We start from the raw sequence: 20,129 nt of genomic DNA on the forward strand, positions 1-20,129 counted from the left end.
GTTACCTCAGCAGAACAGGGGTGATCATGATGACGAGCGTGGTACGGCCGCGCGTGCCTGTCTGACCGCCGCCCAGAATAAAGTTGCCCGGCGTGAACGTCCCCTGCTTATCCGCCGAGACGTTCTGCTGTTCAGAACCGGTCAGCACCAGCGTCTGGCCGGAACGCAGGTTGACCTTGCGGGCGAGCCCTTCGGTAGAGGTGTCTGCTGTATCATTGCGGGTATTACCGTCCCGGCTGATAAAGCTTTTGATATCCGGCGGGCTGGTATAACTGAAGGCAAACTGCAGCTGCACATCACCGTTTTCCTGAATGAAGGGCAACATTGTCATGAACAGACCGGTGGTGACGTTGGTCGTGGTCATCGTTGACGTCACCCCCACGTTGGCGGTGGCCGTCGAACTGGAGCTGGTCAGCATTCCAGTGGATTTGGAGAGCTGATAGGCCACCGGCGTCAGGTTGGCGGTCGGGTCGGTCTGGTTCAGCGCCATGCTGACGTTACCCTGCTCAGACAGGGCATGAATCAGCAGGCTGGAGCCGGAGAATTTAGCGGCATTGCCGCTGGCCGTATCAAGAATGGAGATACCGGCGCTGGCGGCGGATGAGGAGGCGTTCGCCATTGATCCGGTCAGGCTGGCACCCACGTTCTGCAGCGATTTATAGACCAGCCCCCAGTCCAGCCCCATCTGCTCGTTACGCGTCTGGTTGACGCTGACAATCTGGATATTAAGCTGGACCTGTCGGCTCAGAACCTTGTTCTGGTATTCGATATAGCGACCGATACGATTCAGAACATCGGGTGTATCCGTTACGCTGAGCGTACCGGTGGCAGACGACAGCCAGAACCGGCCGGATTTTGGCGTCACCATCTGCTCAACCGTTTTTTTGATGTCATCGTACAGGTCGCTGTTCATTCCATAGTCGGTCTTCTGGTTCGAGCTGATGTCGCCGGTTGTCCCCCCGGACGTACCGCCACCGCTGCCGAGCTGGTTACCGGAGCCGGAGTTGATGGAGGCACTGCTGTTTACTTTCGTATTAAGGATGACGAGCTGAAAAGTACGCGTATCCTGCTGGTAGAAATACACGCCGCTGCTGTCGCTGCGCCATGACAATCCCAGACCACTCGCTGCCATATCCAGCAGCCCGCGGATATCGCCCTGATATTTCAGGCCCCGGATAAGCGATGGGGCCTGCTGAGACGAGACCGCCTGCGCAGCTGTGGTGCCCATCTGTGACAGGGGCACGCGTCCGTTATCATCCGGTGCCGGCAGATTACCGCTCATCTGTGAAGTCACCACGCTGCCGGTGGAAACGCTGCTCAGAGCGGCAAAGGCATCCGGTGTGATGGATACACGTACGCCGCAGAGTGCAGTGATACGCTGCCCCAGCTCAGGCAGCGAAATACCCTCCGGACGGTTAATGGTTATCTGGCAGGCGGGCAGGTTCTTCTCATCCGGCGTGGAGATGACCGGCGTGACAGGCTGCAGGTTCACCCAGGGTTTATCGGACCAGACAACGGTGGGCTGAGTCAGGGTCTGGCGACTCTGCAGCACCCGCTGAGCGGTATCGGCCTGCCCCGTGGCCTCCTTATCCATTTTGCTGATTTCATTCAGCGAACATGATGACAGCACAAGCGCGGCGGCCAGCGCTGTCAGGCAGAAAGGTAAACGCGGCATCCGCAGCTCCCTGATGAGGTTAGTTGAGGTAAACAATGCTGCCCTCCGTCACGCCGGACGGCAGGGGCAGGTTCATATCAGTGCCATCCGCCATCCGCAGCCGCCCGCCGCTTACAGTCAGCGCCAGCGCCGAGGTCACGGACTGCGTCAGCAGTGCCGCAAACACGCCATCGGTGGCGGGCACCCAGACCCAGAGGCGTCCCCCCTGAATCACGGTCTGAATACGGCTGTCAGGCACAGGGATGATGCCGGCCTGTGCAGGTGACACCGTGCCGTCAGCCACCGTCCGGCCGTGGCGCCAGTTGTTCACCGCATCTGCGGTGCGCAGCATGTCGGTGGCAAGCTGGTCAGGCAGAGTCTGCTGCAGCGACAGCCGGACGTGTTCAGAGGAGTGACGCTGCGCATCACCGGCCATCAGCGCAATAACCAGACAGAAAACAAATATGGGCAGCGCATAGCCCATATCAGTGTCCTCCGCCCGCGGGGGTATCGCTCACCGAAATCAGGCACTGAATGCGGTTGGCTTCGGCAAACAGAGGTTTTTCCGCTTTTCGGTAGAGGTCAAAGACCTGTACCAGGACGGATTCGAAGTTGCCGTGAAACACCAGAGGTGCATCAATGCGGTAATCCAGTGATACCGGCCAGATGACCACCCAGTTCCCGCCATTGCTGCACGTCGCCTTTGATGCCCAACCGGTCAGGGTCTCTTTCAGCGTGGACCCCGGCTCGGCCCGCCACGTCTGGCCGACCGGGAGGGGGGTGACCGGCGTACCCGGTATATATGAAGTGGCTGTCTGACTGGAGACAGGTGGGGCCGGCGGCAGTGAAGTGACGGGACGGACGGGCACAGTCTGGCGGGCAGTGTTCACTGTAGTCGGCTGTACAGTAACGGGATGAACTGCAGTCACAGGGGTTTTCTGAGATGAGGCTGCTTTCGGTGCAGCTGCAGGTGGTGGCACCGGCGGGCTTCCGACTGGCGGCAACGCAGCAGATTTCTGAGCTGCCGGCGCCTTCGCCGTTGTCAGTACTGGTGACGGGACGGCCAGACTCTGCGGCTTAAGTACAGGTTTTTGCCCGGAGCCCTGGGTGTTGTTGATGCGCGTATCACCGGTAAAGGGATTACGCGGCACGGCATTGACTGTGCTGACTGCCCCTGCAGTCTGAGCTGGCTGTATGACAGGCGGGAGACTGACTGATGCATGCTGTGGCGCAAGTGTGACCGGAACCGCTAACGGTGCAGCGAAGCTGCGATACGGGTCCCGCAGTTCAAAGCAGATTTCGCGGTTAACTTCATCCACCTTCAGTCGCCAGGCGGGTCCGGCCACAATCTGCAGGGCTTCACTTAGCCGGACCGGACCGATATCCCGCTGAACGGCCGGCAGTGGACGGCTGAGAAGTTCTGAAAATGCGGATGTTGTGGCTGAGCACAGTGAATAACCTGACTCCAGCAGCAGATAGCGAAAGCCTTCACCGACCGTGTTGACCAGCTGCGCTGGCATGCTGATATCGACAATCTGATTGAGCGGATCGCGCTGCGCATCGTCCGGGCGCGTGCTGACCAGCGTATAGCGATCGTACCTCACCACGTCGGGAGCACGGTTGCGGTAAATATCATCGAAGCGGGCGGGCTGCTGATAGCGGCCGGTTGCAAAGGGCGCGGGATCAGAAACCGCGCTGCTGCAGCCAGCCTGGATAACTGAACAGGCGAGGAGGGCGGCGCCCGTTGTCACACGTCTGGAAGGTACTGCCATCAGGATTCACCCCAGGATTAGTCTTAGTCAGGAGTGCTATTCTGGCGGTGAAGAAAAAACGGACAACGTGAAACTCTGACTGCCAAATAAAGAAAAAAGCCGGGACTCCTGCCCGTTAAGGTTGTCAGAGCAGGGTTTACCGCCTACCGGAGGATCGGTAAAACAGGTGTGTATTTAAAATCGCCAAAAAAAACGCCCTCAGGCGCTTTGTGGTCAGAAATGATGACAGATTATTCCGGGTAAAATTCCTGCGACAAAATCTGTCCCATATCCCAGATGCAATCCTCAGGAAAAACATCCAGCTGTGTTTCCTGTGCTGCAGAAGACACCGCATCGGCCCAGACTGCCGCAATCCAGTCAGCATCAGCAAGCGCGGTTTTAAGACTGAGTGTTCCTTTGATATGGAGTGCCAGTGCTTTTCTTTGTTCTTTGATGGTTCGCCTCCAGCCTGAGCCACGATGGCCCGGCTGAAACTTCCATTTGAGAAGATGCGCCAGCAGAATGGCCATACGACGGGCGAGTTCACGCTTTTCACTTTTACCCACGCCCTCGATCTCCCCGGCGATATTAGCTATATCAATCTCAGAGAACCGACCGGCACGGAGTAAAGCCGCCTGCTCCTGAGCCCAGGCAACAATGTCAGCTTCATATCGTGTGTTCATGGTTGATCTCCAGTGACATTCCTGATTAATACGTTGTGCCAGAAGAACGATAAGAAAAACGCCGGAAAACCGGCGTTTAATGTGATTTCAGCTCCGGGTGTTCAACAGATGACTACCAGCATGAAACCATCATATTTTGTAGAATAGCGTGTTAGTTGCGACCGGTGACTGCACAAAGCCAAAGTATTCATAGAACGCTTTAGCCTGCTCATTGATTGCATGCACCATGATAGCCTTGATGCCGACCTGATCCGCCAGATTCGATACACGCATCACAGCATCATTCAGCAACCATTTCCCGAAGTTATTGCCCTGAGTAGATACATCGACTGCAAGGCGGCCCAGCAAAACAACCGGTACGGGATCGGGCATATTCTGTCGCAGGCTACGGCTCAAATCGACATGACTCACTGAGCCCGTCGCAATGGAATAATACCCCACCACACGCGCAGTACCTTCAGGACAGATGACGAATGTACGGGAAGCATTGAGATGCTGATTCTTCATCGCACGCCGGCGAAGCCAGTCATCAAGTACCTCATTCCCGCAATCGAACGAGTGAAGGACATGCTCTTCTGTCAGTAAAGCAGGCGCAGTGACATTTATTTCCATTCAGGTTTTACATCCATCAGCCGCTGACGACCTTCAACATTCTGCACAGGGGCTTCGAGCTGCCTGATGAATTCCTGGTAACGGGCATCATCAAGAACGAACACGCGCTGGTCCAGAATAATGTTCTGGGCCTCATGCACAGCCCTTTCAACGATGAAATCAGTACGGTTTTTGTTAACCAGACTCGCAGCATAATCAATCACTGCGCGTTCTTCATCCGTTGCACGGATATTGATTTGCTTATCTCGAACGGACTTACGGACAGTAGTTTGCATAATTACTCCTGTTGGTAACAAATTGCTATACACGCATGATAGCCTGAATGGTAGCAAATTGCTATACATAGTTTTCAGCTTAAGCTGAAAAAGAAAGCGCCACACTGAACTGGCGCATGAGAGGGTATAATTATATGAATCCGTTAAGAAATTGCGTAAATGGCTTTCCGGCAAATGCCATACCCGTGCCCCAGAAACGGTATGTCATCGTCAAAATCCATCGGTGGCTCATTCTGCGGATTTTGTGGCGCGGTCTGAGTCTGCTGCGGTTGCTGAGGCTGGCCCCAGCTACTCTGCTGACCTGACTGCGCATTATTTCCACTGGTGTTGGTGCTGTTGCTACGGCTACCGCCCAGCATCTGCATTGTTCCGTTAACGCCCACAACGATTTCGGTTGTCCAGCGGTCAGTACCACTGTTATCCGTCCACTTGCGGGTGCGCAACTGACCTTCGATATATACCTGTGAACCCTTACGCAGATATTCACCGGCAACCTCAGCCAGCTTGCCAAACAGCACGACACGATGCCATTCGGTATTTTCACGGTTTTCACCGCTTTGTTTATCACGCCATGATTCTGATGTGGCCAGACTTAATCCGGTCACAGCTTTACCATTTGGCGTATAGCGTACTTCGGGGTCCTGGCCTAAGTTGCCGACAAGAATGACTTTGTTGACGCCGCGTGCGGACATAATGATTTCCTCTTAAGAATGGGGTTGAGAGGAGCACATCCACCGGGATGTGTTCCGGTGGTGTGTCCGTGGCGCTTAGAATGAGTTCGGATCATACTCTTTAGGAGCAGATGAACCGGATTCCGGCGTCTGGGAAGCATTAGGTGCTGTATAGACAACGTCCTGCCCTTTCTTGATGAACTCAACCTTAATCAGGCGAGCCTTCAGGGAAGGACGGCTTTCACCGGCATGATCACCCGACTGCAGGGTGAACACTTCAGCTTTAAGCCCACTGAGAACGAAACCGATTAACACCTTTTCCTCTTCATCCACCGCCTTCTGGCAGCGATTGATGAGTTTGGTGTTATCGGCGCCCGCGACAGTGACGTCGAAACGCTGGTAACTGGCATTATCTGTCGGACCGGTCAGGGCATTGATAACAGCGCAGGTGAACTCACCATTACCACTCTGAACACGGCGGATCGAACTCAGATAGCCGATACCGTTAACGTTGAGGTTGAAATACTCTTTTTTCTGAGTACCAGAAGCAGAGCCGTTTGAAGCAGGGGTTTGAGTCGTAGTTGCAGTCATGATGGTTTCTCCGGAGTAAAACTGAACAGGTTGCGGAGAAACATCTGTCCCGTACGGGAAGTGTTTCCCGCAGGGAGGTCAGCAAGGTTTGCCGACTGGCTGAATAGGTGAAATGGACCTTAACCTGGTCATCAGGTCCCTGTTTGCAAAGGTTAACAGGTTTGAACCGACCGAAAGCGCCATCTCTCAGGTTATGATGGCATTGGCATGTGATTACCCTAAGGCGCTCCTCTCAAATCACCGGAGCATTGGCAGTTGTCGGAACGACAACGATTAGCCTCTTTATCATTCATTCAGACGCCACGGTTGTCAACGCCGCAGCGTGCAAAAATTCATCAGCACCAGAAAATAAAAAAGCGGTGCCCTGCGGCACCGCCTTCTGAGGTCTGCACCATCGACCTGAGGTTAACCTGCTTTCGCAGTGGCTCCGCAGGCTGAAAGGGCCCGGCACGGGTTTCACGGAGTTTATGTGCCTTACCGCCTCCCGTTCAGGTGTGGACGGGGCCGGTCAGACTGTATTCAGGCAGCACATGCATTAGATGCTGCCTGAACCCGCAGTCACGGGGTGCGGCTTCAGAGCCGGGGTCACAATAACAGAGGCCACAACGCCCCGCAATCGGACAGGGTGGATTAATTCTTCTTTGATTCAGGAGACTTAGCCCTGCGTGGACGTTTCTTTTTGCTGCTCCCGATGTTGATGACGCCTTTGCACGCCGGATAGCGCTGGCAGCTCCAGAATTCCCCTTTTTCTCCCCTGCGCAGGCGGGTCTTACCGCCGCAGAGCGGGCAGGCGGGTGTGGGCGGAACACGAATACGGACCTGCTGCTGTGCGCCCTGGCTGACCAGGTTGCGCGTCCAGCCAGCCTGCCGCTGCAGGAAGTCGTCCAGTGACATGCGACCGGCGGCGACCTCATCCAGCGCCTGCTCCCACAGCGCCGTCATGCCAGGCTCAGTCAGTTGCGCCGGCAGGGCGTCAATCACATCGGCACCCAGTTCGGTCGCCATGATTTTACTGCCCTTACGCACAATAAAGTGACGGTTCAGCAGTTGTTCAACGATACCGGCGCGGGTGGCTTCGGTGCCCAGCCCGGCATTGTCTTTCAGCACTTTGCGCAGCGCGATGTCGGTGACAAATGCAGCGGCGTTCATCATGGCACCTATCAGCGTGGCAAAGGTATAGTGCGCCGGCGGGCGGGTCATCAACTGCGTGACCTCTGCACCGGTTACCGCGCAGCGGTCATTCTGCGCCAGCGGCGGCAGGGCAATGCCAGACTCGTCATCGTCCTGGACCTCATTGTCACTGGCTTTGTCAAACAGGACCTTCCAGCCCTTTATCACTTCCGTCCGCCCGGTAGTGCGGAACAGCTGACCGCCGATATCGAACTGCAGTCGGGTAATATCGGACTCATGCAGGGGAAGGAACTGGGCCAGATAGTTACGCCGGATAAGCAGATAGACGTTACGCTCGGTCTCCGTCAGCGCGGACAACTGAAACGCGTTGCGGGTCGGGATGATACCGTGGTGTGCCGTGATTTTTTTGTCGTTCCAGATGCGCGAAGTAAATGCTCTGTCGAGGCGTGCCAGTACCGGCGCACATTCCGGGTCGGTGCGGCCGATGGCATCGAGCACACCGGCAATCTCCTCCCGCATGGATTCGGGCAGGTAACCGCAGTCGGTGCGGGGGTAGGTGGTGGCTTTGTGCTTTTCATACAGGCTCTGCGCGGTATCGAGCACCTGCTGCGGAGACATATCCCACAATCTGCCACAGGCCTGCTGAAGAGACCCCAGAGAAAACGCCAGCGGCGCGGCGGCTTTTTCCCGTTTTGTGTCGCATTCAGTCACCACGGCCTGACCTGTCTGCCGGCAGAGCTGCGCCACCTGCTGCGCGATGTTCTGGTGAATACAGCGCTTTTCTTCATCGGTATACACCTTCGCCGGCACCCACTGCGCCGGAAAGGTGAGACCCCCGGCCGAAATGAGCGCTTTAACCTGCCAGTAAGGCTTCGGCACGAAAGCGGCGATTTCCCGGTCCCGGCGGACAACCAGCGCCAGAGTCGGCGTCTGTACCCGGCCGACCGAAACCACACCGTCGAAGCCGGCCTCGGCGGCACGCAGGGTATAAAGACGGGAGAGGTTCATACCTATCAGCCAGTCGGCCCGGGCGCGCCCCAGTCCGGCGTGATACATACCGAGCGTGGCCTGACCGGGGCGGAGGTCCTGAAGCGCCGCGCGGATGCTGAGTTCATCCAGCGCAGACAGCCAGAGTCGCTGCACCGGGCCTTCCCAGCGGCAGTAATCCAGCAGCTCGCGCGCAATGACCTCACCCTCACGGTCAGCATCAGTGGCAATGACCACGTCGTCAACCTGACGCAGCAGCCGTTCGATGACTTTAAACTGATCCTGCGTCTCTTTTTTGACAACAACCTGCCAGGGTGCCGGCAGTATGGGCAGCGCAGAGAGAGACCAGGGTTTACCGTACTGCTGACCGTAGGCCTCCGGCGGGGCGGTTTCCAGCAGGTGCCCCACTGCCCAGGTGACAGTGACGCCACCGCCCGCCAGAAAGCCGTCACCACGTCGGATGGCACCGAGAACCCCGGCAAGGTCGCGCCCCTGAGAGGGTTTTTCACAGATATAAAGCCGCATACCTGCCTCCTGCGACTCAGACTGCCTGATAACGCAGGCGCAGCAGGTTCACGCTCGCTTCATTAACAGGGGGCGAAAATGCTGAGCGCTTTTCTCCGAGCAGAACGGCACGATCGGGCTCACCCGCCTCCTGACAGGCTTTCTGCCAGACTTCATTATTCTCAACCGCATCCAGACGGGTTGCGCCGGTTTTACGATATCGCAGCACGCATCCGTAAATTTCCCGCAGAAGGCGGCTGCCATCGCTGAGAAGATCATAGCGATGGGTACGGGAAATAACCCCATAGTGCGCAGCCTGAAGAACTCTTTTAGCAAACTGATCAAACCCCATCAGCAGGAACACGCAGCGATACCCCAGCGGAGTACCACTGAACACGGTCAGGTCCAGTGGTTCGGCAGCCTGGGCATCGCTGATGGTCACACCGGCCGGAATGAAGTTCATCTGCCTGTCCAGCGTTTCAATCAGCGTATTCATTTCTTTGCCGGCATACTCAATTTTTTCCTCCAGGGCCAGCATGACCATATCTGCCCAGGGATCATTCTGAAGTGAGTCTTTGTTAATGAGGGTGGCACGGTAAAGGAACTGGGGCATTCCCATAATGGGTTGCTTTCCCTTTTTACCGTCCTCCCGCTTTTCAGCTTTTCTGCCTTCCCATAAACCGATCGCATAATTGGTATGGAGTTCAATATGAAGTTCGGACTGGAGCGCACCGGCCCGTTTTTGCTTTTCTGCCATCGTTGTCGTCACCTGTATTCAGTTAAGAAGAGCTGGCATAGTCCTGAATCACACGCATGACCAACAATGTGAAACTCATAATTACGGTTAAGAAATTAACAGCTGGTCAGATTCTGACCTTGTTGCGCCCCGCAACACTGCTCACTTTTTAGTCGCTGTTGCGCCCCGCAACACCGCTCACTTTTTAGTCGCTGTTGCGCCCTGGTCTTTTTCAGTGCCTAATCTGCTGCCGTATGGCAGAAAGCTCAAATTTCAACCACCCACTTATTTGGCAACACTCTGTCGAATGCTCTCGATCATCGTCCTGACCTCTTCCGCAGAGGGCCGGTTCGCAGGCTGAACAGGCAGGGTTGCTGCCGGCACAGCACGCGTGCCGGTTGACCGGGGATTGTTGCTGCCGGAACCGGCAGGCACCGTGGCTTCCGGCAGACTCAGCTCTCCGCTGCGGGCACGACGCAGCATCGTGAACAGCCAGCCCACCGGGTTGTTCAGCCTGCCAAGCCGCAGTTGCTCGCGCAGCATGTCAGCCAGCGTTTTCGCTACCGTTTCAGGCAGTGAGGCCATCTGGGTTGTCAGCATCTGACGGTCCTCGCTGTTCAGCCCGTTCACAAAATCGTCAGGCAGAAAATGTTCTCCACCCGGTACGTACGTTTTTTTATTCACACTCTGTGTGAAAGAACGTACGTTACAGTCCGGATTTCGGACTCCGGTGTAACTCGTTGATTTCATACTGAGTCCTGATTCCGGACTCAGTGTTTTATCCGGTAACGGGGTACTGAGTCCGTTTTCCGGACTGTAAGCGTCTCATCCAGACCGTATTGACGCTCAGACAAAAGTGAGATCGACCTTCCAGGGCAGCAGATCACGGACCCGGTTCACCGGCCAGTCCTGGATATGACCGATGACGTAACGCAGCCACGCCTCCGGTTCCACGCCGTTAAGCCGGCAGGTGCCGATCAGCGAGTACAGTACCGCAGCACGTTCCCCGCCCGCGTCTGAACCCGCGAACAGCCAGTTTTTCCGCCCCAGGGCAACGCCACGCAGCGCGTTCTCTGCGATGTTATTGTCTATCTCGGCCCAGCCGTTGCTGCAGTACAGGTTCAGCGCATCCCACTGCTTCAGCAGGTACGAGAACGCCTTCGCCGTATCCGAGTGGCGCGACAGCACCTTCATCTGTGCCTGTACCCAGTCGTACAGCGACTGCATCAGCGGGACCGTCTGCTCTTTCCGGACCGCCAGCCGCTCCTCTGCCGGGCTGCCGCGTATCTCCGCCTCGATGGCATACAGTTTACCGATGCGCTTCAGCGCTTCGGTTGTGACGTCGGTCGGTGTGCGGACGTGAACGTCATGGATTTTTCGCCGGGCGTGCGCCATGCAGGCCGCTTCGGCGATACGGCCGTCTTCGTACAGTGCGTTGTAGCCGCCGTAAGCATCGGCCTGCAGGATACCGCTGTATCCGGCAAGGTGTTGCTGCGGATGTATCCCCTTACGGTCCGGCGAGTACGCGAACCACACCGCCGGGGGAAGCGGTGAGCCCGCGTTACGGTCGTCCCGCACGTAGACCCACAGCCGGGCCGTGCGGGTTTTACCGCTGCCCGGCTCCTGAACCGGCACAGGGATATCGTCGGTATGCACCTTGCCCGGAATCAGCACGTACTGGCGCAGCAGGTCATACAGCGGCTCCAGCAGTTCGCTGACCGCACCGGACCAGCGCCCCAGTGTGGCACGACTCAGCTCCACGCACTGACGCCGGTATATCTCTGACTGACGATAGTGAGGCGTGTGCTCTGCGAACTTTGCCGTGACGATGCGCGCCAGCAGCCCGGGACCCGCGTAGCTGCGCTCTATGGGTTTTGCCGGCATGGTCGCCTGAACGATGTGGTCACATCCACAGCAGGCCAGTTTTGGCCGCTGCGTTTCGATAACCTTAAAGGCGCTGCTGATGAGCTCCAGCTGCTCCGATACGTCGCAGCCCAGCGCGCTGAGCTCTCCGCCGCACGACGGGCAGGCGGTTTCTGCCGGCGACAGCGTGCGGGTTTCGCGGGGGAGTGTGGCCGGTAATGGTTTACGGGCAGAAGACTGGCGCAGCGGTTGCGGAACCACCGGGTCATGCTGCTCACCCAGCGCCTCAGCCATCTCCTCCTGCAGGGCGCCGATGCGCTCTTCAGCCTCGCGCACCTGGCGCTGCGTTTTCTCACGCAGCTTTTCGGAGCTTTTGCCGAACTGCATGCGCTGAAGCTTAGTGATCAGCGCCTTCAGCCGGTTGATTTCGCTGGCGTACGCCGCCACCCGCTGTGAGAGCAGGCGGTTATACTCCGCCATTTTGCGGATGGTGGTCTGCTGCTCCAGCAGCAGCGCCCTGAGCCGGGCGTTTTCATCGGGAAGGGATGCGTCCATAACCCCATTTTACAGCAGGTTATATCCGCAGGCCAGGCCGTTCAGTCCGCTGTGGGTGCTTCCAGTTAATGCCTTCCAGCAGCATGGAGAGCTGCGCAGGCGTCAGATGCACTTTTCCGTCACGGGTCACCGGCCAGACGAAGCGCCCCCGCTCCAGTCGTTTGGTGAACAGGCACAGGCCGTCCCGGTCGGCCCACAGCACCTTTATCATGTCGCCGCGACGACCGCGAAAGATAAACAGATGACCGCTGAACGGATCGGTGCGAAGCGTGTTCTGCACTTTCGCTGCCAGCCCGTTGAAGCTACAGCGCATATCTGTCACGCCAGCAACCAGCCAGATCCGCGAACCTGCCGGAAAGCTAATCATGACTCACCCTCCCTGAGTTCGCTGACCAGTGCGCGCAGAAGTTCAGGCGTCAGCGGGCCAGTCAGGTTGAGGCTTCCACCTGGCAACGTCAGCCTGCAGCTGATGACCGGTGGCAGGTCTGCTGATACGACGCCGTTTTGCCTGGGCGGAGGGACAACAGGCTCCATAGTAACCGGAATCAGAGTCGCTCTGTTGGCCGGATCCAGTAGCCCCTGACGATGCAGATTGCGCCAGTTGAACAGCAGATTATCGTTAATGCCATGCTCACGGGCAATTTGAGCCACACAGGCGTCCGGCTGCAGGGTCAGCTCCGCCATGCGAATTTTGAATTCCAGAGGCCAGTCCGGCCGGCGTTTTTTTACAGGAAGATTTGTCTCAAGATTGAAGGCATAGAGCTCTTCCTCCAGGCGTTCAGGCGTGTATTCTTCCGACAATGGCCAGTTAATTCCGGTTCGTCGAAAACGCGTGAACATTTTATGTATGGCAGATGAGCTAAGGTTCAGTTGTTCTGCTATTTCACGGTAAGTCAGAGCCTCATTAAAGCGCAGGCTCAGCGCTGTGAAGATCCATGGTCTTCTGGTGTAAGGCGTATTTTTGTCCACGGTAGTGTCCATGTTCGCGAAAGTGTCCATGGTAGGAAACGCGGGCAAAAATAAAAGACGGTCTGGATGAGACGCTTACGGCGATCACTTCGGCGCTGTACGATATCGAAGGTGTGGAATCCCTGTCGTATCGTGAAAACTATACGGATGCGGATCAGGTTATTGATGGCGTTCCGCTGGTCAAACACAGTATCTATGTTTGTGTTGATGGCGGGCCGCGTGAGGAAATCGCTGTTGCCCTGCTACGCACTAAAACAGCGGGGGCCGCGTACAATGGCAGTGAAACGGTTGAGGTGACAGAACCGTCCAGCGGTCAGGTGTATAACGTCAAATTTGACAGGCCAAAGGAAATTACCGTGTTTTGTCGGGTGACGGTGCGCAAAAGTCCCTTTGATGCACAGACCCTAATTCCCGATGCGGTTGAAAAATGGGTAGCCGGTGAAACCGATACTGATGATGGCCTGGCGGTCGGGCATGACGTTTCGCCATTTGAAATTGCGGCGGCGGTCAATACGGCTGAACCGCGATTGTTTGTGCTGAAGGTCGAGCTATCAACCGATGGCGTGACCTGGTCAACAGACGTGATCCCCGTGCAGATAAACGCCGTTGCCAGACTCAGGCGCAACGCCGTGCAGGTGGTTATCTTATGACAATACAGTCCCTTGATTTTCATTCCGACTTGCTGAAAGCCATTCTGTGGCAGTATGAAAATTCGGATAATATTAAAGCACTGGCACACTATAAATCTGAGTATTTTAACCGGGCGACAGTGGAGTTCTGGCGTAACTGGTATCGCGATGTGTTTAATATCGATACCGCGAATGATTTTGGTCTGGCGGTATGGGGGCGCATTCTGGATGTGCCGCTGGGTATTGATGTTCCACCCAGCGACAAAAATAAAATCGGTTATGGTTTCGGCGCTAATAAGCGCAATTTTAAATCCAATTTCAGGCGCAACGCTGATTACACGCTGTCGCTGACCACAGCGCAAAAGCGTCTGCTGGTGAGAATGCGCTATTTCGCCCTGACGGAAAGCCCGACAATTACTAATATCAACGCCTTTCTTCAGCGCTTTTTCAGTGATGAGAACGGCAAAGTATTTGTCCTCGATTCCCTCGATATGTCTTACATCTGGTACGTGTTTAATTTTAACCCGGATGAAAGGTTGCGCCTGCTGCTTGATAATTTTGACCTGCTTCCACGTCCTTCTGGAGTAGGGGCTAAATACCGTATTGTCACCCGTCAGGCATTCGGCTTTGGCGAAAACCGTAAAAACTTCACAAATAACTTCGGAAACTAAACCATGACTAAAGTGTTTAAAACGCCCTTCGCTGCGCAGGGTGACAGAACTGCTGTGCCTGTAGAAACACAGGCTGACGGCTCGGTATCTTACACTCAGGGCTACGGCTATGACTATGAGCGCGACCAGGCGACAGATCCGGCTGCGAAGGATATTGAACGTGAGAAGATGAATGCGCTTTTCCACGATGTTACCGAGGCAACTGGCGAAATGCAGCAGTTCGGCTCTGCTAACTGGTCAGAGGATGGTAAACCTTATCCGATACGCTCACAGGTTTACTACAGCGAGAGAACGTGGCAATCCAGAATAAAAAATAACAACGAAGAACCGGGAAAAGGTAGCGGCTGGATAGAATTCAAAGCCGATGTAAACCCTGTCGATATGCTGTACCCGGTCGGGATAGTGACGTGGTTTGCGCAGAACAAAGATCCTAACGCGCTTTTCCCCGGCACTACGTGGAAATATATTGGGGAGAACCGCACAATTCGTCTGGCCAGTGCTAATGGCAGCGATGTGATGACAACGGGTGGTTCCGATTCGGTCACGCTGGCAGTAGGGAATATCCCTGCACACGGCCATACGTTTTCAGCCAATACCAGTACGTTTGATTATGGTTCCAAACAAACTACAGGGTTTGACTACGGATGGAAGACTACCAATAGTTTTGATTATGGGACTAAGACAACAAACAGTACAGGTGAACATACCCACAGCGTTAATGGTATAGCTTCTAATGCATCTAATAGCAGGCACTTTTCCGGTGGTTCTGCAGGTGTTTGGACAAATATAACAACAAGTATTAGCGGTGCTCACACCTACATAGTCGGGATTGGTGCCCATGCGCATAATCTATACATAGGTGCGCACGATCATTGGGTTGGTATCGGTGCCCATTCCCACTCAGTATCAGGAACCACGTCAAATACAGGATCTGGGACGGCTTTAGGTATAACCAACTCATTTGTAAAACTTATGGGTTGGTATAGAACTGCATAGTAGATAAGTGATACTTCAAAGCGCGAGACTTTTCCCTTTGAAGTATCACACGGATAACAACTACTTACACAACGTGTGTATTTATTTAATGAAAGGGTTTTTATACTTTTTAAGATATTCCTCTCCTAATTTGTACGAAGCATAATCAGTTAGATGTCCTTGATCTCGATAGATAGGAACGTCATCAATGTTCCCAATGCATAATCCACTATTGCATTGTATTTCACTTGGGCCGATGAATATTATGTCAGGATGGCTTTGCCGAATTTTAACGAAAATATTTTCAATTAATTGATTTGGCGTAGTTTTAGCAAAGCCACAGCGGGATGGTGTTTCAATGTTATGTTTTCTGTTTTTATAAGGTGAATAAAAACACTCCATATACCTATTCGGCATGTGTGCAATTTCTTTTACTAAAACCGCTTTTGAACCTGATTTTTCAATCAAATTAACCGCATTATCTAACGCTTGGAAAATGACATTTTCGGCCTCTGCTTGAGTTGCACGTTTATTGTCTGATAGTGCAATGTTACTAAGGTAGTTTGACCATAACTCACCAATTATTACATAATCATATTTTTCTGATTGTATTTTGTTGAAATATTGATTGGTTCTATCGTAACAACTTGTGTTCAGTTTATTAGCTGTTCCCCACTGATATTGTTGTATTTTTGGTAGTGCTAAGCAACTTGAACTACTAATCGCAATAATGTTTATATTCGAATCCTTTCCAAGAACATCGAAAAATTGCCAAAAATGATTTGAATTTGAGTCGCCAATCAGTAGTGCCTTACGATTTGATTGAGCATTTCCAATGCTACAAGTCGGATTATTTGTATCAATAATACCGTTAAAACACTTCTCTCGACTTTTTGAATTTGCCCCATTCAAAAGTGATTCTATGCGGGCATACCCATCACCGAAACGAGATGGGAAACCATTAAATGTTTTACTCATCGAATATAGGGTTGTGGAAAATGTCAGGGGTATTATGGCTAAGGTAATAACCGACACCCGCAATGAAAGTCTTATTTTTCTGAATTTTTTCTCTACAAAGACATAAGAAATATACGATAGAAAAAGTGTTAACAAAAAACAGGTGATTGTGAATGTTGTGTTTTCTTCAATACCTAAATATCTGCCGGTAACAAAAATAGGCCAATGCCAAAGATATAAAGAGTATGATATCGTCCCTATGAAAACTATTGGTGATAGCGAAAGTAACCTAGTTGAAATGCTGGTTGCTGAAGTTCCAGCAAGAATCAAAAAGCGCTAGCTAAACTAACTATAACCGCATGATAATTGGGATGGCCAACTACAATGTTTCTTTTTGATGCCACATAAAAAAGTGCCACTAAGGAGATAATTCCAAGAAGAGAGGTTATTTTTCCATTTAACCTAAGTTTTTCATAATTAAATATAACAAGACAACTACCAAACATAAATTCAAAAATACGAGACGTCAAAAAATAATAACTTTTATTTTGATATCTACTTGAAAGATAAAGCGACAGGGCAAGCATACATATAGTAATAACACTTGTTACTACTTTTAGTGATTTCTCTGATAAATTTTTACGAAGCAAATAAATACCAAGTGGTAAAAATAAGTACCATTGCCATTCAATTGATAGTGACCAAGTATGCAATAATAAAAGATATTGATTATCTTGTGCTGCATATGCTGTCGTGGCATTTGCGAAGTACTGATTAGAAGTGAGTTGTGTTGTATATTTTAAACTTTTTGCATAGTTAATAAAATCATCTGGCAGATAGAATATCGAAGCTAAAATTAAAGTAAAAATAACCACAGAAATTAGAGCTGGCTGTAATCTCCATAGCCTCCGAATATAAAAATCTGATAATGAGAAAGAACTATTTTCAATCGAACGACTAATTATTTCTGTAATCAAAAATCCTGAAATAACAAAAAATATGTCAACACCAATAAACCCCGATGGGAATAAATCGCTCCCAGCATGGAATATAAGTACAAGGATAACAGCTATTGCTCTTAACCCATCAATATCGGAACGGTAACGGGCTTTGTTGAATAAATCGAACTTTTGCTGAGTTGAAGGATCAGATCACGCATCCTCCCGACAACACAGACCGTTCCGTGGCAAAGCAAAAGTTCAAAATCACCAACTGGCCCACCTACAACAAAGCCCTCATCAACCGTGGCTCCCTCACTTTCTGGCTGGACGATGAAGCGACTCATGCCTGGTATGAGTCGGCAACGCCTTCATCACGGGGAAGACCTCAGCGCTATTCTGACCTTGCCATCACCACCGTCCTGATGATTAAACGCCTGTTCCGGCTGACCCTGCAGGCTGCGCAGGGTTTTATTGATTCCATTTTTGCCCTGATGAACGTTCCGTTGCGCTGCCCGGATTACAGCAGTGTCAGCAAGCGGGCAAAGTCGGTTAATGTCTGTTTCAAAACACCCACCCGGGGTGAAATCGCACACCTGGTGATTGATTCCACCGGGCTGAAGGTTTTTGGTGAAGGCGAATGGAAAGTCAAAAATCACGGCAAAGAGCGCCGTCGTACCTGGCGGAAGCTGCATCTGGCCGTTGACAGCAGAACACATGAAGTCATCTGCGCGGACCTGTCTCTGAACAACGTCACGGACTCAGAAGCTTTCCCGGGTCTTATCCGGCAGACACACAGAAAAATCAGGGCAGCCGCAGCAGACGGCGCTTACGACACCCGACTCTGTCACGATGAACTGCGGCGCAAGAAAATCAGTGCCCTCATCCCGCCCCGAAAAGGAGCGGGTTACTGGCCCGTAGAGTACGCAGACCGTAACCGTGCAGTAGCGAATCAGCGGCTGACCGGGAGTAATGCCCGGTGGAAATGGACAACAGATTACAACCGTCGCTCGATAGCGGAGACGGCCATGTACAGGGTAAAGCAACTGTTCGGAGGTTCACTGACGCTGCGTGATTACGATGGTCAGGTAGCAGAGGCTTTGGGCATGGTGCGTGCGCTGAATAAAATAACGAAGGCTGGTATGCCAGAAAGCGTGCGTATTGCCTGAAAACCCGGTCAGCTACAGAGTCACTCGTCCTGAAGCTGATTTATTCAACAAAGCCACGGTAACGCATGAAATTACCTTATAAATGCACTTAATATAAGGCCTCTTGCGAGGCTTAACGTTTTTCTCGTCCTATCACTTTATCAGCCGCCACGCGGGACAGGAAGCCGGAACGGCTACCATATTCAGGATGTGCAGCGACAAACTGATCAATACGGCGGATCAGCAAAGAAGGAAGCGTTACGTTGATTTTTTCCGCTTTTCCCATCAACCGGGTAACGTCAACATCAACCAGCGCCCACACTACCCCCGCATAATCGGGATCGGCCAACCAGTTTTCCACGCTGGTGGCTTCCGGCACCGCATCGCCATCTTCCACCAGTAATTCGATATGTGCGTCGATAGCCTCACGCACGCTCTCAATCGCATCCTGATAGCTGTCGCCGCCAGAGAAGCAGCCTGGAATATCGGGTACGCGAACGCCGAAGGATGAATCGCCTTTATCAATAGCAACAGGGTATAACATTTAAACCTCCAGTAGGTGGGGCTTAAAGCCCCGCCTGTTTTTTGATACTTTTTAGTGTTGGTAGCGGTATGTCCTTTTGTGGATGTTTTACCGTTACCAGCCCTTTTTTCGTTGGGTGTTTGAACTGGTGATGACTGCCTTTAACTCTCACCAGATACCACCCATCGGCTTCTATCATTGCTATTGCATTCCTGCTATCCATCCTCCGGCTCTCTGTGCTGTTTTGGTGGGGTTATAGTAACCCCAAATGGTTCTGTTGTCAAATCTTATTAGGGTTATAGGGGTTATCGAGCATTAAATAAGAGTTTCGCTTGTATTGGTGGCGGCAACTCATATCGTGATGCTTCGGTAATTTGGGGCATTTTTGGGGCAGTAGTGAGCGCAATCCAGCTTAACAATAGGAAAATCGGTTTTTATAGCTGCTTTAGGAGCTGAGCCGCAAGCCGCTTGTGGCAAGGGGTTCAGGGATTGAGGGAAAAAGACTGCTGCATCATTGGCGTGTGGGTGGAAAAGTCCTTTTCGGTTGGCTCTAACATAATGTTTTAACTCATCTCTGATGCGGTAAATTTCTGGCGGTCAACGCCTATGAAACCGAAAGGGAACAGCGTCGGCGCGCAGGATAAGCTGATGATAACGAATAGCGCAGGGCATATGCCAGCCTGACGCAGTGTCAGGGTATTAATCGGTAGTGGCCTGAGTGGCATCCTGGCAAATGAGGCGGCGGCTGGCGACAGAAAAGTCGCTGTCTTCCTGCTTTTAAGTGGGGCATACGAGGCGGCTCGCGATTTCTGCGGCGGTAAGATTTGCTGCGTTAAAGATGACATTCATAGCCGGGAAGCCGGGCGCTGACACGCCTAATGTACGCCGTTTTGCAGTGCCCAGACAGCCGCTTCCAGCCGGGACTCCAGATGCATCTTTTTCAGCAGATATTTGACGTGCACTTTGACGGTGCTTTCGCTGATCGTCAGTTTTCGGGCAATCGCTTTGTTGGTCATGCCAGCGCTGATAAGTTGCCCGTTCTCCGCGCAGCATATGGATGGCAGTGAAATGATGAAACTGGTGGGCTGGGCCCAGGCAGTGGTCACGTTCCAGGGTGACGCGTCGCACCATCTGGAAGGTGTAGCCTTTATCTACCGTGTACATATGGTACTGGGAATGACGCTATTCCTGCTGTTCCCATTCTGCCGACTGGTTCATATCTGGAGCGCGCCGGTTGAGTATCTGACCCGCCGTTATCAGCTGGTCAGAAACTGCCGCTAAAGAAGTTCAGGCCGCGGGGAGAAGC

General features: G+C 52.9%; 21 protein-coding genes and 3 pseudogenes. 5 read left to right on the plus strand and 19 right to left on the minus strand.

The window, feature by feature from the left end; translation table 11 throughout:
- Position 1: 1 nt before the first annotated feature.
- The 14 genes from pilN to tnpA form a co-directional block, all read right to left on the minus strand.
- Positions 2–1,675 carry a PilN family type IVB pilus formation outer membrane protein gene (gene pilN, locus H2P46_RS07195; RefSeq protein ID WP_193404484.1) on the minus strand — a complete coding sequence of 558 codons (1,674 nt, stop codon included), beginning with the start codon at positions 1,673–1,675 and terminating at the stop codon, positions 2–4.
- A 19-nt stretch (positions 1,676–1,694) separates the two neighbouring features.
- The gene (gene pilM / locus H2P46_RS07200; protein ID WP_193404485.1) at positions 1,695–2,138 is read right to left on the minus strand and encodes a type IV pilus biogenesis protein PilM; all 444 of its coding nucleotides are present in this window, start codon (positions 2,136–2,138) and stop codon (positions 1,695–1,697) included.
- 1 nt (position 2,139) lies between these two features.
- Positions 2,140–3,426 carry a PFGI-1 class ICE element type IV pilus protein PilL2 gene (gene pilL2, locus H2P46_RS07205; protein WP_193404486.1) on the minus strand — a complete coding sequence of 429 codons (1,287 nt, stop codon included), beginning with the start codon at positions 3,424–3,426 and terminating at the stop codon, positions 2,140–2,142.
- 230 nt (positions 3,427–3,656) lie between these two features.
- On the minus strand, positions 3,657–4,088 hold the full coding sequence (locus tag H2P46_RS07210; protein ID WP_193404487.1) for a DUF29 domain-containing protein: 432 nt from the start codon (positions 4,086–4,088) through the stop codon (positions 3,657–3,659).
- A 129-nt stretch (positions 4,089–4,217) separates the two neighbouring features.
- Entirely contained in the window at positions 4,218–4,700 is a 483-nt protein-coding gene (locus H2P46_RS07215; RefSeq protein WP_193404488.1) for a GNAT family N-acetyltransferase, read from the minus strand.
- Complete coding sequence (locus H2P46_RS07220) at positions 4,691–4,975, minus strand: type II toxin-antitoxin system TacA family antitoxin (protein ID WP_193404489.1); 285 nt, start codon at positions 4,973–4,975, stop codon at positions 4,691–4,693. Before H2P46_RS07220 ends, H2P46_RS07215 begins: the two co-directional genes overlap by 10 nt.
- Positions 4,976–5,118: 143 nt before the next feature.
- A complete protein-coding gene (locus tag H2P46_RS07225) occupies positions 5,119–5,667 on the minus strand; it encodes a single-stranded DNA-binding protein (RefSeq protein WP_193404490.1) in 549 nt (182 codons plus the stop codon).
- Between the two features lie 75 nt (positions 5,668–5,742).
- On the minus strand, positions 5,743–6,237 hold the full coding sequence (locus H2P46_RS07230) for an STY4534 family ICE replication protein (RefSeq protein WP_059011811.1): 495 nt from the start codon (positions 6,235–6,237) through the stop codon (positions 5,743–5,745).
- Between the two features lie 630 nt (positions 6,238–6,867).
- Positions 6,868–8,880, minus strand: a complete 2,013-nt coding sequence (locus H2P46_RS07235) for a DNA topoisomerase III (RefSeq protein ID WP_193404491.1) — start codon at positions 8,878–8,880, stop codon at positions 6,868–6,870.
- Positions 8,881–8,896: 16 nt separating this feature from the next.
- Positions 8,897–9,616, minus strand: coding sequence for a PFL_4669 family integrating conjugative element protein (locus tag H2P46_RS07240; RefSeq protein WP_193404492.1), 720 nt, complete (start codon positions 9,614–9,616; stop codon positions 8,897–8,899).
- Positions 9,617–9,880: 264 nt separating this feature from the next.
- Positions 9,881–10,279 carry a hypothetical protein gene (locus H2P46_RS07245; protein ID WP_238938955.1) on the minus strand — a complete coding sequence of 133 codons (399 nt, stop codon included), beginning with the start codon at positions 10,277–10,279 and terminating at the stop codon, positions 9,881–9,883.
- Between the two features lie 162 nt (positions 10,280–10,441).
- Complete coding sequence (tnpC, locus tag H2P46_RS07250) at positions 10,442–12,013, minus strand: IS66 family transposase (RefSeq protein WP_193404199.1); 1,572 nt, start codon at positions 12,011–12,013, stop codon at positions 10,442–10,444.
- Positions 12,014–12,032: 19 nt separating this feature from the next.
- A complete protein-coding gene (gene tnpB, locus H2P46_RS07255) occupies positions 12,033–12,380 on the minus strand; it encodes an IS66 family insertion sequence element accessory protein TnpB (RefSeq protein WP_193403484.1) in 348 nt (115 codons plus the stop codon).
- Positions 12,377–13,012, minus strand: coding sequence for an IS66-like element accessory protein TnpA (gene tnpA / locus H2P46_RS07260; protein ID WP_193403483.1), 636 nt, complete (start codon positions 13,010–13,012; stop codon positions 12,377–12,379). The genes tnpB and tnpA overlap by 4 nt, the downstream gene beginning before the upstream one ends.
- A gap of 50 nt (positions 13,013–13,062) precedes the next feature.
- On the opposite strand from tnpA, the pseudogene H2P46_RS07265 reads away from it, so the two are divergent.
- The 3 genes and pseudogenes from H2P46_RS07265 to H2P46_RS07275 all read left to right on the plus strand — a co-directional run.
- Positions 13,063–13,632, plus strand: a pseudogene (locus H2P46_RS07265) (baseplate J/gp47 family protein); the annotation flags it as partial.
- A complete protein-coding gene (locus tag H2P46_RS07270) occupies positions 13,629–14,282 on the plus strand; it encodes a DUF2612 domain-containing protein (protein ID WP_193404493.1) in 654 nt (217 codons plus the stop codon). The pseudogene H2P46_RS07265 and the gene H2P46_RS07270, both read left to right, overlap by 4 nt.
- 3 nt (positions 14,283–14,285) lie before the next feature.
- Entirely contained in the window at positions 14,286–15,278 is a 993-nt protein-coding gene (locus H2P46_RS07275) for a phage baseplate protein (protein WP_193404494.1), read from the plus strand.
- An 81-nt stretch (positions 15,279–15,359) separates the two neighbouring features.
- On the opposite strand, the gene H2P46_RS07280 is transcribed toward H2P46_RS07275, so the two are convergent.
- Both H2P46_RS07280 and H2P46_RS07285 read right to left on the minus strand, forming a co-directional pair.
- A complete protein-coding gene (locus tag H2P46_RS07280) occupies positions 15,360–16,235 on the minus strand; it encodes an SGNH hydrolase domain-containing protein (protein ID WP_193404495.1) in 876 nt (291 codons plus the stop codon).
- Positions 16,236–16,540: 305 nt separating this feature from the next.
- Positions 16,541–17,305, minus strand: coding sequence for an acyltransferase family protein (locus H2P46_RS07285; protein WP_193404699.1), 765 nt, complete (start codon positions 17,303–17,305; stop codon positions 16,541–16,543).
- 47 nt (positions 17,306–17,352) lie between these two features.
- Between H2P46_RS07285 and H2P46_RS07290 the strand changes: the two genes are divergently transcribed.
- The gene (locus tag H2P46_RS07290; RefSeq protein ID WP_193404496.1) at positions 17,353–18,321 is read left to right on the plus strand and encodes an IS5 family transposase; all 969 of its coding nucleotides are present in this window, start codon (positions 17,353–17,355) and stop codon (positions 18,319–18,321) included.
- 112 nt (positions 18,322–18,433) lie between these two features.
- Here the strand turns inward: H2P46_RS07290 and H2P46_RS07295 are convergent, their stop codons facing one another.
- The 3 genes and pseudogenes from H2P46_RS07295 to H2P46_RS07305 form a co-directional block, all read right to left on the minus strand.
- Positions 18,434–18,844: a type II toxin-antitoxin system HicB family antitoxin gene (locus H2P46_RS07295; protein WP_193404497.1), complete on the minus strand. Its 411-nt coding sequence runs from the start codon at positions 18,842–18,844 to the stop codon at positions 18,434–18,436.
- Positions 18,845–18,866: 22 nt separating this feature from the next.
- Positions 18,867–19,046: a type II toxin-antitoxin system HicA family toxin gene (locus H2P46_RS07300; protein ID WP_012906750.1), complete on the minus strand. Its 180-nt coding sequence runs from the start codon at positions 19,044–19,046 to the stop codon at positions 18,867–18,869.
- A gap of 652 nt (positions 19,047–19,698) precedes the next feature.
- Positions 19,699–19,857, minus strand: a pseudogene (locus tag H2P46_RS07305) (LuxR C-terminal-related transcriptional regulator); the annotation flags it as partial.
- On the opposite strand from H2P46_RS07305, the pseudogene narI reads away from it, so the two are divergent.
- Positions 19,787–20,104: pseudogene (gene narI, locus H2P46_RS07310) on the plus strand (respiratory nitrate reductase subunit gamma); the annotation flags it as partial. The pseudogenes H2P46_RS07305 and narI overlap by 71 nt on opposite strands.
- Positions 20,105–20,129 lie beyond the last annotated feature (25 nt).

This window comes from Mixta mediterraneensis (assembly GCF_014946725.1).
GTDB lineage: Bacteria > Pseudomonadota > Gammaproteobacteria > Enterobacterales > Enterobacteriaceae > Pantoea > Pantoea mediterraneensis.